Annotated in this window: 16 protein-coding genes; 15 read left to right on the plus strand and 1 reads right to left on the minus strand. The window is 45.7% G+C overall.

Annotated elements, in window-relative coordinates:
- Positions 1-78: 78 nt before the first annotated feature.
- The 3 genes from ED312_RS02445 (at position 79) to aat (ending at position 2398) form a co-directional block, all read left to right on the plus strand.
- On the plus strand, positions 79-987 hold the full coding sequence (locus ED312_RS02445) for a flavin reductase family protein (protein WP_123214413.1): 909 nt from the start codon (positions 79-81) through the stop codon (positions 985-987).
- Positions 988-1034: 47 nt separating this feature from the next.
- Positions 1035-1412 carry a DUF3127 domain-containing protein gene (locus ED312_RS02450; protein ID WP_123214414.1) on the plus strand — a complete coding sequence of 126 codons (378 nt, stop codon included), beginning with the start codon at positions 1035-1037 and terminating at the stop codon, positions 1410-1412.
- Positions 1413-1744: 332 nt separating this feature from the next.
- A complete protein-coding gene (gene aat / locus ED312_RS02455) occupies positions 1745-2398 on the plus strand; it encodes a leucyl/phenylalanyl-tRNA--protein transferase (RefSeq protein ID WP_123214415.1) in 654 nt (217 codons plus the stop codon).
- Positions 2399-2405: 7 nt separating this feature from the next.
- On the opposite strand, the gene ED312_RS02460 is transcribed toward aat, so the two are convergent.
- A complete protein-coding gene (locus ED312_RS02460; RefSeq protein ID WP_123214447.1) occupies positions 2406-2978 on the minus strand; it encodes a DNA-3-methyladenine glycosylase I in 573 nt (190 codons plus the stop codon).
- Positions 2979-3284: 306 nt separating this feature from the next.
- On the opposite strand from ED312_RS02460, the gene ED312_RS02470 reads away from it, so the two are divergent.
- From ED312_RS02470 to infB, 12 genes are all read left to right on the plus strand, one after another.
- A complete protein-coding gene (locus tag ED312_RS02470; protein WP_123214417.1) occupies positions 3285-4286 on the plus strand; it encodes an aldo/keto reductase in 1002 nt (333 codons plus the stop codon).
- A gap of 189 nt (positions 4287-4475) precedes the next feature.
- Positions 4476-5078: a short chain dehydrogenase gene (locus ED312_RS02475; protein WP_123214418.1), complete on the plus strand. Its 603-nt coding sequence runs from the start codon at positions 4476-4478 to the stop codon at positions 5076-5078.
- A 21-nt stretch (positions 5079-5099) separates the two neighbouring features.
- The gene (locus ED312_RS02480; protein ID WP_123214419.1) at positions 5100-5786 is read left to right on the plus strand and encodes a putative quinol monooxygenase; all 687 of its coding nucleotides are present in this window, start codon (positions 5100-5102) and stop codon (positions 5784-5786) included.
- Between the two features lie 10 nt (positions 5787-5796).
- Complete coding sequence (locus ED312_RS02485) at positions 5797-6207, plus strand: ester cyclase (protein ID WP_170164431.1); 411 nt, start codon at positions 5797-5799, stop codon at positions 6205-6207.
- A gap of 12 nt (positions 6208-6219) precedes the next feature.
- On the plus strand, positions 6220-7050 hold the full coding sequence (gene budA / locus ED312_RS02490; RefSeq protein ID WP_123214420.1) for an acetolactate decarboxylase: 831 nt from the start codon (positions 6220-6222) through the stop codon (positions 7048-7050).
- A 109-nt stretch (positions 7051-7159) separates the two neighbouring features.
- Positions 7160-9523, plus strand: coding sequence for a TonB-dependent receptor (locus ED312_RS02495; protein WP_123214421.1), 2364 nt, complete (start codon positions 7160-7162; stop codon positions 9521-9523).
- Between the two features lie 57 nt (positions 9524-9580).
- The gene (locus ED312_RS02500; RefSeq protein WP_148044201.1) at positions 9581-9796 is read left to right on the plus strand and encodes a hypothetical protein; all 216 of its coding nucleotides are present in this window, start codon (positions 9581-9583) and stop codon (positions 9794-9796) included.
- Between the two features lie 98 nt (positions 9797-9894).
- Positions 9895-10953: a sensor histidine kinase gene (locus tag ED312_RS02505; protein WP_170164432.1), complete on the plus strand. Its 1059-nt coding sequence runs from the start codon at positions 9895-9897 to the stop codon at positions 10951-10953.
- A gap of 28 nt (positions 10954-10981) precedes the next feature.
- On the plus strand, positions 10982-11740 hold the full coding sequence (locus ED312_RS02510) for a LytR/AlgR family response regulator transcription factor (RefSeq protein WP_123214424.1): 759 nt from the start codon (positions 10982-10984) through the stop codon (positions 11738-11740).
- 187 nt (positions 11741-11927) lie between these two features.
- Positions 11928-12392, plus strand: a complete 465-nt coding sequence (rimP, locus tag ED312_RS02515) for a ribosome assembly cofactor RimP (RefSeq protein ID WP_123214425.1) — start codon at positions 11928-11930, stop codon at positions 12390-12392.
- Positions 12393-12408: 16 nt separating this feature from the next.
- Entirely contained in the window at positions 12409-13641 is a 1233-nt protein-coding gene (gene nusA / locus ED312_RS02520; protein WP_123214426.1) for a transcription termination factor NusA, read from the plus strand.
- Between the two features lie 158 nt (positions 13642-13799).
- Positions 13800-16679, plus strand: a complete 2880-nt coding sequence (infB, locus tag ED312_RS02525; protein ID WP_123214427.1) for a translation initiation factor IF-2 — start codon at positions 13800-13802, stop codon at positions 16677-16679.
- Positions 16680-16787 lie beyond the last annotated feature (108 nt).

Here is a 16787-nt window from a genome sequence, read left to right on the forward strand (position 1 = left end):
CGCAAATTTATTGTTTATGTGGTATAAAGATTTTATATATCTGTAGGTTTAATTACTTTTGTTTTTATAAAACGAGGTATGTATTCCATAGAGCCCAAAGATGTTCCCACAGCAAAATTTCACGGATTGCTACTTGGTGCGGTGGCTCCCAGGCCTATAGCGTTTGCCAGTACCGTAGATGCGGAAGGGAACCCTAATTTGTCGCCTTTCAGTTTTTTTAACGTATTCGGCTCCAATCCGCCGGTCCTCATTTTTTCCCCGAGCAGGAGGGTGCGGGACAATACCACCAAACACACCCTGAAAAATGCCAGGGCTACGGAAGAAGTGGTGATCAATGTGGTGAATTATGACATAGTGCAGCAGGCTTCATTGTCCAGTACCGAATATCCGGAAGGCGTCAATGAATTTGTAAAAGCCGGGCTTACGATGCTTCCTTCCGATATGGTAAAGCCGTTCCGGGTCGCCGAATCTCCCGTACAGTTTGAGTGCAGGGTAAAAGAGGTGGTAGAGCTCGGTAAAGAAGGAGGAGCCGGAAACCTTATTATATGCGAAGTGCTGAAAATGCATGTCCATGAAGCAGTGATGGACGAGGACGGGCAGATAGACCAGTATAAAATTGACCTGGTGGCAAGAGCGGGAGGAAATTATTATTCGAGGGCCAGGGATGGTTTTTTTGAAATACCCAAACCTCTGGCGACCCTGGGTATCGGAATAGACCAGGTCCCGGAAATGATCCGGAAAAGCAGGGTGCTTACCGGTAATGACCTCGGGATGCTGGGAAATGTTGAGCAACTGCCTTCAACAGAAGAGATAGAGGATTTTGTGAAGGGTTCCGTGGAGATAAAAGGATTGTTGAGCTCGGATGATGAGGATAAGATCCACAAAAAAGCGCAGGAATATTTGAGAGAAAATGACGTTCAGTCGGCCTGGAAGCTTTTGCTGGCCGAGCGGCGGGAAAATATAGAACATCACGTTCATGAAAAGTAATTAGATACGTAAATACAGGTGAAATAACGATAAAAGAGAGTTTAATTATGGAAGTTCAAGGAAGAATCAAGCTTATTGACGAAACGAAATCTTATGGTAGCAACGGGTTCAGGAAGCGTGAGGTAGTTGTAACGACAGAGGAACAATACCCCCAGCATATCCTGGTAGAGTTTGTTCAGGATAAATGTGATCTGCTCAATAGTTTCCAGGTGGGCCAACAGGTCAAAATAGGAATTAACCTCAGAGGAAGAGAATGGGTAAACCCACAGGGAGAAACCAGATATTTCAACTCTATCCAGGGATGGCGTATAGAAAACGTACAGGCAGAGCAGCCTTCTCCCGGGATGCCTCCGGTACCCCCGGCCGATGCTTTTGAGCCTGCCAATGATTTTAACGAGGAAGAACACGACGACCTGCCTTTTTAAACAGGCGTAGCCGCATACAAGAATAATGGTGTCCCGGGCTCACAGGCCCGGGATTCGTTTTTTATACGAAGACCCAGGTACGTATGATAAAAAATTACGGGGAAAATACCGTAAGTTGCGAACCTGCAATAGGTGCTTACAAAGAAAAAGTCCCGACAGGTTGAATCGGGACTTAATGTTGTGGTTTTAGGTTTTGCCTTTGTGACAAACTCAAAAAGCAATGATGAAAAATAAATGCTCACAAAGACATGACAAATATGAATAAAAAATTTGTAAAATCAAAAATGTTTTTATTTTTTTAGCGGGTAAAAACATTTTGGAAATATTTTGTTATGTTCTTCTTGGATAAAACGCTGGCTTTTCCTCCGGTTTCCCGGGCATCCAAGGAAGGTTTCATTGCCATTGGCGGCGACCTTTCTCCAGAACGCCTCATGCTGGCCTACCGGAACGGAATCTTTCCCTGGTTCGACAAGGACAGTCCCATATTGTGGTGGAGCCCCGATCCGAGGATGGTGCTCTTCCCGGAAGAATTGAAAATATCCAAAAGTATGCGGAAAATACTCGACAGGGAGATTTTTACGGTAACCTTTGACCGGGATTTTCGTTCCGTTATCCGGGCATGTGCGGAAATAAAACGAATGGGACAAGACGATACGTGGATAACCGACGACATGATAGAGGCATATTGTCATTTACATGCCCTGGGGCATGCAAAATCCGTGGAAGTATGGCAGGGAGATACATTGGCAGGGGGACTGTATGGTGTGGACCTGGGAAATGTATTTTGTGGAGAAAGCATGTTTTCCAGAATAAGTAACGCCTCCAAGGCAGGTTTTATTACCCTGACGGAAAAACTGAAAAAGGAGAATTATAAGCTGATAGATTGCCAGGTATATACTTCACATCTTGCCAGCCTGGGCGCAAGGGAAATATCGCGGGGTGCTTTTATACGAATATTAAAAGAAGAAAACGGGCACCATCACTGATGCCTTTTTACAGCTGTTGCACTTCGGGATAACGGAAGCAATGTACCTCATGGTCGTTGACCATTCCCGTGGCCTGCATGTGAGCATAGATTACCGTAGTCCCCACAAATTTAAACCCCCGTTTCTTCATATCTTTACTGATCTTGTCCGAGAGCGGGGTGTTGGCAGGCGCATGGCGATAGTCGGAAAGTTCGTTCCGGATAGGTTTTCCGTCTGTAAACCCCCATATATAGCTGCTGAAACTGCCAAATTCTTCCTGTACTTTTATAAAGGCAAGGGCATTGCTTACGGTAGCGCGTATTTTCAGCTTGTTGCGTATGATGCCCCGGTCTTCCAGGAGTTCCAGTATTTTGTCTTCCTCGTAATCCGCGATCTTCCGGTAATCGAAATTGTCCAGGGCCTTTCTGAAGTTTTCCCGCTTGCGCAGAATGGTTATCCAGCTCAGTCCGGCCTGAAAAGTTTCCAGGACCAGGAATTCGAATAAGGTAGCATCGTCATATACCGGAACACCCCATTCCTCATCGTGGTATTTTTCATAAAGCGGATCTCCCGCACACCAGCCGCATCGATGTTTTTCCATGTTGTTCAGCATTTGTGCTAAGGTAGGGATTCCGGCAAAAAACGGAAAGTTTTTTGTTTTCGGGCCAGGCATTAGTATATAGAAGTTGATTTTATTTCTATAGGTGTTAAAAGCCGGATTTTTAGTGTTTGATACTTTTGTGTTTGTATTGTGTTGATATACAGTGTTGATATTCGGTATCGATCCGGATATTTTTTGAGTGTCCCGGCCCGGATGGTTTGAATTTTATAGTTTTTGGTTTGAATATGACAATCGATCAGCCTTCTTTCCGGGATATCTTTGAGGTACAAATCTAAATCAAATAACATGAATTACAGAACACTTGGGAAAACAGGAGAAAAACTGTCTGCTATTGGACTTGGTTGTATGGGGATGAGTTTTGCTTATGGCCCCAGAGATGATAAACAGTCTGTGGATACCCTGAAACACGCTCTGGATATCGGGGTGAGCTTCTGGGATACGGCAGACATGTATGGTATGGGGCATAACGAATCTCTTATCTCCGAAATACTGGTTCCGAACCGGGATAAGATATTTATAGCAACGAAATTCGGCTTTCGTCAAAAAGAGAACAGTTCTGGGTTCAGCGGTACACCGGGAACTTATTTTGACGGACGCCCGGAATATGTTAAACAAGCATGTGAGGCCAGTTTGAAGAGATTAAAAACAGATACTATAGATCTCTATTATAGCCATCGCGTAGACCCGAATGTACCCATAGAGGAAACCGTCGGTGCCATGGCCGATCTGGTTAAGGAAGGTAAGGTGCGCTACCTGGGACTTTCCGAGGCCTCTGCCGCTTCCCTGAAAAAAGCCTTTGTCGAACATCCCATTACGGCATTGCAAAGCGAATATTCCCTCTTTACACGCGACCTGGAAAAGGAAATCCTGCCCGTTTGCCGGGAACTGGGAATTACCCTGGTACCCTACAGCCCGCTGGGGAGAGGAATGCTCACGGGAACGTTAAAAGATATCCCGGCAGGAGAAGAAGATTACAGGAAAAACCTACCCCGGTTTCAGGAAGAAAGCTTTAAGCATAACAAAAAACTGGTAGATAAACTGGGAGAAATAGCAGAGCGTAAAAACTGTACCCCGGCACAACTGGCCATTGCCTGGTTGCTCCACCAGGGAGAAGATATTATCCCGATCCCCGGCACCAAAAAGGTCAGGTACCTCGAAGAAAATGCCGCGGCAGTGGATGTGACTTTCTCCGAAGAAGAACTTAAGGCTGTTACGGACCTTTCAGACAATATACAGGTGCTTGGTGACCGCTATGCCGAAGGCGCAATGAAACTGGTGAACAATTAATGTTTTGACAGATAGCGGTTTTTGTTGGGAAAGGGTTTTGAGATAAAAACAGGGATACCCTTACAGGCATCCGCATGAATACTTTTTCTCATAAACAGTATATGCACGGCTTTTCCCGCCGTTATAAACGGGATGGATAAATTACAGGAATGCTACATTAACAAGTTCATTTAAACACAAAACTCTTTAATGAAGATACTGATTATAGGAGCCAACGGCACTATAGGAAAAAAAATTACAAAAACCCTTTCGGGAGAACACGAGATCATTACGGCAGGACGGAACAGCGGAGATATCCGTGTGGATATTACGTCCAAAAAGTCCATACAGCAAATGTATGAGGAAGTAAAATCCCTTGATGCTTGTATATGTACCGCCACTTCGGGAAGTATGGATAATTTCAGTTCCCTGACGGAAATGGACCTGCTCATCAATATGAAAGGCAAATTGCTGGGACAAATAAACATAGTACTTACAGGACAGCACTACCTGAACGACAACGGCTGCTTTATCCTCACTTCCGGGATTTTTGCCGACAGACCTGCCAAAGGAGTTACCGGTGGAGGATTGATAAGCGGTGCCCTGCACAGTTTTGTGCTGTCTGCAGCAATAGAGCTGGAAAGAGGCCTCAGGGTCAATGTGGTAAGTCCCGGAATGGTGGAGGATTCTGCAAAGGATTTCGGCCATCTCTTTCCGGACCTAAAACCCGTAAGCATGGAAAAGATCGTTCATGCATATGTAAAGACTATGGAAAATGGCATTACCGGGGAGATCATCCGGGTATATGAATAAATAACACTAAACCTGTAAATAATGACACATACCAGATCATCCATACCGGCATCCGATATCCGCGAAGAAGCTTTGCGGACGGAATTTGCCATGCTTGTCACTTTTCACGCCAAACCGGAATACAGGGAAGTGCTGGAAAAACTGCTCCGGGAAGATGTGGTGCAGGCCCGCAAAGAAGAAGGTAACCTCTCCATGCACCTGTACCGTGCCAGAGAAAATCCGGATACCTATTTCCTGTTCGAACGCTGGAAGCATCAGGAAGCCCTGGATGCTCATTTCGAAAAGCCCTATACCAAAGCGGTCCTGGAACTGGGAGAAAAAGCGTTGACCGTTCCCATGGACATCCTGTTCCTGAACGATCTTGCCCCCATATCCCCGGTGCATTACCGGAGGGCGCCCCGCGATTCGCAGGAAGCAACAGACCTTTTTGTAATATTTGATGTGAAAGAAGGCGAACAGGAAAGATTTATACGACAATTCGGATATTCCGCCCAAAACAGTCGTCCCGAACCCGGTTGCGTGGCTTTCCATATCCATGCCGTGAAAGATGCCCCGAAAACATTTGTGCTCTACGAACGATGGGAAAGCAGGACAGACCTGGACATTCATTTCGAACAACCTTATACTACGGAACTGTTTGCGCTGTTTGAAGAGATTCTTGAGAAACCCGTGGAAGAAAGCCTTAATTTCGTTACATTGGTGGTTTAAGTCCTGTACCATGACAACAGAACAAAACAAAGCCGTAATTACCCGCTTCAATAAGGAAGTTATAGAAGGTAAGGACCTTAGCATTATGGATGAAATATTCAACCCGGACTTTATCAACAGAACGGTGCGTCCGGGGTTTTCTCCCGGTCCGGAAGGCATGTCTCGTTTCCTTACCGACGTGCTTTGGAAGGCGTTTTCGGAGATACATGTGGATATTCATAGCCAGGTGGCCGAAGGAGATATGGTTAGCACCAGAAAGACGATCGGCGGAAAGCATATAGGCAATTTTGCGGGGATTCCGGCATCCGGAAAGCCGGTGAAGCTCCGAATTATGGATATGGTACGTTTAAAAGAAGGTAAATATGCAGAACACTGGAGTGTTATGGATATGCATGATGTGATAAAACAAATATCGGGATAAAAACATACGCACATGACAGATTCATACTTCAGGACAACGGTATTCGTGCTTATGGCTTGCCTGGGATATACAGGCTGTACTACCGTCGAAAAGACAGAATCCCCGGAAAGTATAACGGTAAAGAGTAATAACGGGGAATATCCGGATTACCTGTATCAGTATTCCATTATCGATGCCCTCTTGTCCGGGGTGTATGACGGAGACCTGTCCGTCGGTGAACTCCGCAAAAAGGGAAATCTTGGTATAGGTGGATTTAACCGCCTGGACGGAGAACTGTACATGAACGAAGGTGAAGTTTATAAAATACGTTACGACGGAAGCGTGCATAAAGTACCTGATACAGAAAAAATGCCCGTTGCCTTTGTGAAACATTTTCAGGCGGATACTATATTTACCTTGATACAAAAAGGAATGGATTATGAGAATTTCAAGTCCCGTTTGAAGTCGTTACTGAACTGCAACGAAATGTATGCGATCCGTATTTCCGGAATTTTTCCCGAGATGCTGACCAGGGCCCCGGCCCCCGGGAAAAAACCTTATCCGCCATTGGCAGAGCATTTGAAGGAGAACCAATATGAGTTCGGCTTGGAGGATACCGAAGGAACGGCGGTGGGGTTCTGTCTTCCGGCTTATATGGGTAGGGTGAATGTTCCCGGTTTTCACCTGCATTATCTATCCGACGATGAAACTTCCGGCGGACATGTACTTGATTTTGTTGCCGACAGCCTTTATGTGGAAATAGATAAGGCCTCCGGATTCGTTGTGCAATCTCCCGATGATGAAAGGTTTCTCCGGGCCGATCTGCAAAAAGACCGGAAAAAAGAAATAGAGGAAATAGAATAAAAGGGATTCGGTTCATCTCTCTATATTCCGGTTCATGTTCGTTTAGCTACAATTCATGGAAATGAGCTTGTAAGTTGAAGTGTAAGATGTCAACTTGCCGGAAAAAACCATGAAAACAACGAGTTTCGCTATCATTTTTTTATTCCTGGCTTCCGTTGTCTCCGCACAATCCGTCAGCCAAATCGTAAAAGGAAGGATCACGGACAGGCAAACCGAAATGCCGTTAATGGGAGCAACGGTAGAAATACTTACGGTCGATCCCGTGCTGGGTGTGGTGACCGATACGGACGGATATTTTCGTATTGAAGGCGTACCGCTGGGCAGGCATGATATCCGGGTCAGCTATATGGGGTATACTGCTGTTACCTTGCCCAGTATAAGGGTCATGGCGGGTAAGGAAGTGGTAGTGAATTCTTCCCTGGAAGAATCTATAGTGCAGATGGATGAAGTAGTGGTGACTTCCGGAGAACAAAAAGGAAGGCCCCGCAACGAAATGGCGGCGGTCAGTGCCAGGTCTTTTTCCCTGGAGGAAGTTACTCGTTTTTCAGGTGCGGCCAATGACGCTTCGCGGATGGCAGCCAATTATGCCGGAGTGAATATCAATAACGATTCCAGGAATGACCTGGTAATCCGGGGAAATTCTCCTATAGGGGTATTGTGGCGACTGGAAGGAATACCAATCCCCAATCCGAACCATTTTTCTACTTTGGGGACTACAGGAGGGCCTGTAAGTGCGCTTAATACCAACCTGTTATCCAATTCCGATTTTCTGACGGGCGCCTTTCCGGCAGAATATGGCAATGCCAATGCCGGGGTATTCGATATACGCTTTCGCAATGGTAACAGGGACCGGCTGGAGGCTACCGCACAGTTGGCAGCTTTCAGCGGACTGGAGGCCATGATAGAAGGGCCCCTCTTGAAAAAAAACGGCGGGTCTTTTGTTGTTTCCTACCGGCAGAGCTTTGTAGAGCTTGCCCAGAATATGGGGCTTGAAGTAGGTACGACGGCAACCCCCGGTTATAATGATCTTTCTTTTAAAGTAGATACCGGGTATGGTAAATTCGGGCGTTTTACGCTCTTTGGTATAGGAGGTGCCAGCAATATCTTTTTCGATGCTGATGATGTGGAAGAAGATGATTTCTTTGCCAATCAGAATGAAGATGCTGACGTGGATTCCCGTTTGGGAGTCATAGGGCTGAATCACCATTTTGCCTTTAATGAGAACACATATTTAAAGACCAGTCTTGCAGTCTCAGGTACCGGTACCAAAGTAAGTATTGACCGGGTAAATGATGACGGGAGCAGGACCCTGTCCGAAGAAGTGGACGATAATAATACCAGGTATACCTTTTCTGCCTATGTGAACAGTAAGTTCAGTGCAAAACATACTTTTCGAAGTGGGGTTGTGGCGGAGCTGTATACCCTGGATACCTATGCCTGGGATACGGAATACGGCCGGCAGAGGGTATTGCGGGACTTTGAGGGTACCATGGCGTTATACCAGGCTTATGCACAGTCCAGGTACAAATTTACCGATCGATGGGAGCTGAACACCGGAATACATGTGCAATACCTCAATGAAAATGAGGATTTTGTGGTAGAGCCCAGATTGTCCCTGAAATGGCGTTTCCGTCCTGATCAGTCTTTTACTGCCGGCTTCGGGGTGCATCACCAAATGCTGCCTCTTCCCGTTTACCTTCTCGAATCCGTAGATGACGGAGGACAGCGGGTACAATCCAATATAGACCTGGGTTTTTTACAAAGCCTGCATTATGTGCTGGGGTATGACCTGCAATTGTCTGCGGACTGGCGCCTGAAAGCGGAAGTGTATTACCAGGACCTTCGCAAAGTACCGGTAGATCCTTTCCCCAGCAGTTTTACCCTGCTGAATGTAGGGGACGATTTTGGTTTCCCGGACAATGATTTCCTGGTTAATGAGGGATCGGGGCGGAACTACGGGGTGGAACTGACCCTGGAAAAGTTCTTTTCAAAAGGATATTACGGTTTATTTACGGGGTCCTGGTATGACTCCGGTTATAAGGGAAGCGACGGGATAAGCAGGAACACGGCATTTAATAACCGCTATATCCTCAATTTTCTGGCCGGTAAGGAGTTTTTGGTAGGAAAGGGAAAGCGAAATATTTTTAATGTGGATATGAAATTCACTACCGCCGGTGGCAGGTATTACACGCCGATTGACCTGGAGGGGAGCATGGCGGCCGGCAGGGAGGTCAAATTCGATGAAATTGCCTATTCCGAAAGGTTTTCCCCTTATTTGCGGCTTGATATAAAGGTAGGTTTCCAGTGGAACAGTAAAAAAGGTAAGTTGTCTCAGCAATTTTACCTGGACTTTCAGAATATTACCAATCGCGATAACATCTTTTTACAGCGGTATAACGAATCTTCTGCGACGATAAATACCCTGTACCAAAGAGGTTTTTTTCCGGATATCCTCTACAGAATACAGTTCTAAAGCGCAGTGAAATGACCCGAAAACAAGTTACTTGTCCAGGAGGCTTCCATGTCCGTTGTGGAAATATTTGTAACCGATGTGGAGGAAGAGGCCAAAGCGGAAGAATGTATAGAAGTGCTGTCCTTTCATTTTCCGGAACACCGGATAAACTTTGACCTGGAAGACAAAGATAAAATACTTCGTATGGAGGGGCCGCCGCCGGATGTAAAGATAATTACCGGGGTCCTGGCCATCCTGAAGGTGCGTAGCAGATTGTTCCCGGAGGAGAAATAACAAAACATATGGGGCGAGACAACAGAAAACAGTCGGGGAAACTCGTTAACTTTGTGTTGTCCGTACATTAGTAAAGATGTATGCAGATTATCGTGAAAATGTTTAAAAGATCCAGATCTGTTATGGGGTTCGATGACCGGTGGATGCTCTTGTTGGGTATTCCTCTGGTAAGTGCGATAGTTGTGGGACTGGTTTTCGGGGATGTCCTTGCCGAAAAAGGAATTGGTAGCTTGATCTATTATTATCCGGGGTCACTGATAAATACCACGATATTCTGGTTTATATTTCGCTTTTTAATGTTGCGGTGCATGCAACGATGGCCCAGGCAGGAACAGATCGTTCAGCGGGTGATGATCCAGATCGGGTTGGTGTTACTGACCTATGTGGTGGTTAAGTGGATTTTAAAATATACCTTAAACCCGCTGATTCAGGATATGACAGGGGTAGAAAAACCGCATTCGGTCAAAGAGACCCTGATCGTACTGCTTTTGATTTTTCTGATCACCACGGTCTACGAGGCCATCAGGTTTTACAGTCTGTTACAACGTTCCCAGACAGAAAGGGCGCAACTGGCCAAAGACAATATGCAGTCGCAGCTGGAGGGATTAAAGAACCAGGTAAACCCGCATTTTCTGTTCAACAGCCTGAACACACTGGCACATCTGATCCCGGAGAATACCTTACGGGCGGAAGCATTTGTAAAAAGGATATCGGAAGTTTACAGATATATTCTGGAAATCAGGGACGAACCTCTGATCCCGCTGGAAGACGAGCTGGAATTCCTGCAATCTTATATCCACCTTATTAAGGAGCGTTTCGGGGATAATTTTCAGGTGGAAATAAAAGTGGCTGAGGTGTACAGGAAATATCATATTATTCCGTTGGCCCTTCAGATACTGTTTGAAAACGCCATAAAACACAATGAGATCTCCACCAGGCACCCCCTGTGTATAGAAGTAGGGGTCGATGAGGCAGGGCAGCTTTTCGTGAAAAATAATTTGCAGCGGAAAAAACAGGAGGAAAGTTCTACGGGGATCGGTCTGAAGAATATAGAGAACAGATACCGGATCATAACAGGGAAACCTGTGGACGTCCTGGTAAGTACAACATCCTTTGTCGTCTTTCTTCCGTTGATAGACATCGTGTCCGAAAGATGACCGGTATTGGAAATTAAAACCCAACCCTGTGAAAGTACTGATCATAGAAGATGAAAAACCCGCGGCAGAACGATTGTCGAAACTGGTGGCCGGCCTCCGGGACGATATGGAGATCACCGATGTTATAGATTCTGTAGATTCTGCTGTGGTATGGCTTCGGGAATTCGGAATGCCCGGGCTTATTTTTATGGATATACAACTGGCAGACGGACTTTGTTTTGATATTTTCAGGAAGGTAAAGGTACATACCCCCGTTATATTTACAACGGCCTTTGACCAGTACGCGCTGCGGGCATTTGAGGTGAATAGTGTGGATTATCTGTTAAAACCTATAGATGTCGAGGTGTTGAAACGGGCTTTGGACAAATACAATGACCTGCGGACGATGTTTTCCCCGCTCCCGGAAGAGGCTGTTTCCATGTTGCAACAGGCATTACAATCACCTCGTTACCGTGAGCGTTTTCTCATAAAGCAGGGGAGTGCCCTTCAATATGTCCCCGTTAGCAATATCGCTTATTTTTATGCCGAAGAAGGAGTGAATTTTATCCGCCATAAGGAAGGGGAGAGGTATATGGTAGATTTGAACCTTGAGGAGATAGAACGCCGCCTCAATCCGCGAGATTTCTTTCGTGTAAGCCGCAAAGTGATCGTGGGTGTGGAATCTATCCGGTCTATCGAGAATTATTTCAACGGAAGGCTCATCCTGTCCCTGGACCCGAAATTTGGTCCTTCTGTTGTTGTCAGCAGGGAGAGAGTCGTGGATTTTAAGGAATGGCTGGGTAAATAGGATTTAGCAGGCTGTTATTGTAAAAAAATTGTTATGGAGGTTTTTTTCACGCCCGGCTTTTTGAGATGTGGTAATTTATTGGGTTTCAATTGTTATTTGTAAAGCAAAAGTCGTATATTTGCGGCGAAGAAAGAGAAAAAACTATTTCGGAGGGGACTTGAGTCCCCTCTTTTTATAAAAATTACTGATGTTAAAGGAAAGAGTTGAAGAGCTTCTTACCGAGGTATTTGCCGAGCACAAGTCCCTTTTTTTAATAGACTTCTCTATTTCGCCCGACAATAAAATTAAGGTAGTTATAGATGGCGATGCCGGTGTTTCTCTCAATGATTGTATATTGGTGAGCAGGCATGTAGAGCACCAGCTGGACAGGGAGGAGGCGGATTTTTCTCTGGAAGTGACCTCTCCGGGAGCTGCCGAGCCTGTAGTGCACCAGAGACAATACAATAAAAACATAGGCAGGAAGCTAAAGGTGAAAACAATATCCGGAGAAACCCTCGAAGGGAAACTGGAAGAGATTACCGAACAGGGTATAAAGCTACAGTGGAAACAACGCGAGCCCAAACCCGTAGGGAAAGGAAAGAGAACGGTAACCATTGAAAAAGAGATCCTTTTTTCGGATATTGCCGAAGCTAAAGTGGTGATAATATTTTAATTATTAAGTTTTTGACATGGAAAATCTTGCATTGATCGAGTCATTTTCGGAGTTTAAAGATGATAAACTCATAGATCGTGTAACGCTGATGGCGATTTTGGAAGAAGTTTTCAGAAATGCGCTGAAGAAAAAGTTCGGTTCTGACGATAACTTCGATATCATCATCAACCCTGATAAGGGAGACCTTGAAATATGGAGGAACAGGGTGGTAGTTGCTGATGGGGACGTAGAAGACCCTAACCAGGAAATTTCATTGACGGATGCCAGGAAAATTGAGCCCGATTTTGAAGTAGGAGAAGATGTTTCCGAGGAAGTAAAGTTGATAGATCTGGGAAGAAGGGCTATTTTAGCATTGCGGCAAAACCTTATTTCCAAGATACACGAACATGATAATACGACCATTTACAAGCAATTTAAAGATCTGATAGGTGAAATTTATACGGCAGAAGTGCATCATATTCGACATAAAGCCGTTATTTTGCTGGACGATGAAGGAAATGAGATAGTTCTTCCGAAAGAAAAACAGATTCCATCCGACTTTTTCCGCAAGGGAGAAAACGTAAGGGGGATCATAGAAAGCGTGGAACTGAAAGGGAACAAGCCCGCCATAATCATGTCCAGGACATCCCCGGATTTTCTGGAGAAACTGTTTGAGCAGGAGATCCCCGAAGTGTTTGACGGACTGATTACCATTAAGAAAGTAGTGAGGATACCCGGAGAAAAAGCGAAAGTCGCCGTAGACTCGTATGATGACAGGATCGACCCCGTAGGTGCATGTGTGGGAATGAAGGGGTCCAGGATACACGGTATTGTCCGTGAACTGGGAAATGAAAATATAGATGTGATCAATTTCACCAGTAATCCCCAGTTATTCATCGGCAGGGCGCTTAGCCCGGCAAGAGTAACCTCTATTTCTATTGATGAAGCGACCAAAAGGGCCGAGGTAATACTTAAACCGGAAGAAGTTTCCAAAGCGATAGGAAAAGGTGGTTACAACATCAGGCTTGCCGGATTCCTTACCGGATATGAAATTGATGTTTTCCGTGAAGGAGTGGAAGAAGATGTGGAACTCACCGAATTCTCAGATGAGATAGAGGATTGGATTATCGCAGAATTTAAGAAAATAGGACTGGACACCGCGAGAAGCGTACTCGACCAGGATGTGGAAGACCTTATAAAACGTACCGATCTGGAAGAAGAAACCATTTTGGAGGTAAAAAGAATACTGAAAGAAGAATTCGAAGACTAAGAGATCGGAAAACCACCGGAAGGGGTTGGATTTTTAAAACTATTTGGTTATACTAAACAAGGTACCCTGGCGTAAAAGCAGAATCGTTTCCCGTTTGAAAAGGTGAAAAGACCATAATAAAGTTCAGAATAAAATTTTAGAGGATTAAAAAAATATTTATGGCTGAAAACGCAACATTGAGGCTTAATAAAGTGCTGAGAGAACTGAATATTTCATTGGACAGGGCAGTGGAACACCTGTCTTCCAAAGGATATGATGTGGATGCCAGACCCACTACCAAAATATCCAATGAAGTATACCAGGTTCTTTTGGAAGAGTTTCAGACGGATAAAAGTAAAAAGGTAGCGTCCAAAGAGGTGGGAGAAGAAAAGAGGAAAGAGAAGGAAGCTATACGCCAGGAACTCGAACGGGAGCAGGAGATGAAACGAAAAGCCCAGGAGCAGCAGGAGATTATTAAGGCGAAAGCCAGCCTGTCCGGGCCAAAGACCGTAGGAAAAATAGATCTGGATCCCAAGAAGACCGAAGAAAACAAGACCGAAGAAACACCGGAAGCAAACGAAGCCGCCACTCCCCCGGCAGAGACAACCGGTAATGCACCTGAAGCTCCCGAAACTACGGAGAGTAAGGCAGAAGAAACCGTGACATCCGACGAGAAAAAAGAAACTGTAGAAAAAAGTGCCCCGGCAGATACCGGTAAAGTGGAAAAAGAGCAGCAACAGCCTGTAGTTCCCGAAAAAGAGAAGGAAGTAAAACAGGAAAAAGTGCCGGAAAAAGAAAAGCCGGAATCTAAAGAGGAGAAAAAGACCCAGAAGGTCATCGTACAGGACGAAGAGGTAGAAAGCGAAAAGCTTACAACCCAGTATCAGAAGCTTTCCGGTCCGAAAATGACCGGAGAGAAGATAGACCTGTCCCAGTTTGACAAGCCTAAGAAAAAGAAACCGGCTGCCCAGGGCGGAGATGATAAACAGGCAGGTACAGGTAACAATAATAAAGACAGAAAGCGCAAGCGCAAAAGAATCAGTAAGGATGGTCCGGGCGGAAACTTCACTCAGGGTAATAAACAGGGTGGCAGCAATTTCCGTAAAAAAGGAAAGCCAGGCATTAGTAAGCCGGCGATCAGCAAAGTGGAGCCCACTGATGAAGAAGTGCAGAAGCAGGTAAGGGAAACCCTGGAAAAACTGCAGGGAAAATCGAGCAAGTCCAAAGGTGCCAAGTACCGAAGAGAGAAGCGGGATTTCCACCGTCAGAAATCGGAGGAGGACATGGCACAACAGGAACTGGACAGCAAGGTGCTGAAAGTTACGGAATTTGTTACCGTAGCCGAAGTAGCCACCATGATGAACGTTCCTACCACCAATATAATTTCGGCATGTATGTCACTCGGTATCATGGTTACCATGAACCAGCGTCTGGATGCGGAAACCCTTTCTATCGTAGCGGAAGAATTCGGGTATGAAGTAGAGTTTGTAACTGCCGATATAGAAGAATCTATCGTAGAGCAGGAAGACAATCCGGAAGATCTCGAAGCGAGAGCGCCTATCGTTACGGTAATGGGGCACGTAGACCACGGTAAAACATCATTACTGGATTATATCCGGGAAGAAAATGTTATTGCCGGGGAAAGCGGAGGCATTACACAGCACATCGGTGCTTACGGAGTGAGCCTGCCGGACGGCCAAAGGATTACTTTCCTCGATACCCCGGGGCACGAAGCGTTTACCGCAATGCGTGCCAGGGGAGCACAGGTGACCGATCTTGCTATTATAGTGATCGCCGCGGACGATGATGTGATGCCACAGACCAAAGAGGCTATCAGTCATGCCCAGGCAGCGGGAGTGCCGATCGTTTTTGCCATAAACAAGGTGGATAAGCCTACGGCTAACCCGGATAAGATAAAAGAGCGCCTCGCGTCCATGAACCTGTTGGTGGAAGACTGGGGTGGAAAAGTACAATCGCAGGATATTTCTGCCAAGACAGGGCTCGGGGTAACCGAATTGTTGGAGAAAGTGCTGCTGGAGGCGGAAATACTGGAATTGAAAGCTAATCCGGATAAGGCGGCCAACGGAACCGTTGTTGAAGCATTCCTGGATAAAGGACGGGGATATGTGGCTACTATACTGGTACAGGGAGGAACCCTCCGGGTAGGAGATTATGTATTGGCCGGAAAACACAGTGGTAAAGTGAAAGCCATGCACGATGAAAGGGGCAACCTGATCAAAGAAGCAGGGCCGTCGACGCCGATATCCATTCTGGGTCTCGACGGGGCACCGCAGGCAGGGGATAAATTCCACGTGTTTGAAGATGAAAAAGAAGCCAAGCAGATCGCAGCCAAACGTACCCAGTTGCAAAGAGAACAGTCCGTACGTACACAAAGGCATATCACTCTCGATGAAATAGGTCGTCGTATAGCACTTGGGGACTTTAAGGAACTCAACATTATCCTGAAAGGGGATGTGGACGGTTCGGTTGAAGCGTTGACAGACTCCTTCCAGAAGCTTTCCACGGATGAGATACAGATCAATATCATCCACAAAGCGGTTGGTCCGATTACAGAATCTGATGTGTTGCTGGCCTCGGCGTCCGATGCCATCATTATAGGGTTTAACGTAAGGCCTATGGGTAACGCCCGTTCCATAGCAGATAAAGAAGAGATCGATATCCGTACCTATTCCATTATTTACGATGCGATCAATGACCTGAAAGATGCGATGGAAGGCATGTTGTCTCCGGAAATGAAAGAAGAGATAACCGGTACGGCCGAAATAAGGGAAACCTTCAAGATATCCAAGGTAGGGACCATTGCAGGATGTATGGTTACCGATGGTAAGATATACAGGAATTCCGGTATCCGTCTCATACGTGACGGTGTGGTTATCTTCACCGGTGAGCTTTCTTCCCTGAAACGCTTTAAAGATGATGTGAAGGAAGTGTCCAAGGGGTACGACTGCGGTATGCAGGTGAAAAACTACAACGATATCAAAGAAGGGGATATTATAGAAGCATTCCAGGAAGTGGAAGTGAAGAAGAAGTTGAAGTAAAACCTCTTCAGGATATAAAAAACGCCCTGATCTTTGCGGATCAGGGCGTTTTTGTTTTTATTCCCGGATACGATAATCCGGAAATGATCCAGGCCACAAACCATAAGG

Origin of the sequence: Sinomicrobium pectinilyticum, assembly GCF_003725735.1 — a bacterium.
GTDB lineage: Bacteria > Bacteroidota > Bacteroidia > Flavobacteriales > Flavobacteriaceae > Sinomicrobium > Sinomicrobium pectinilyticum.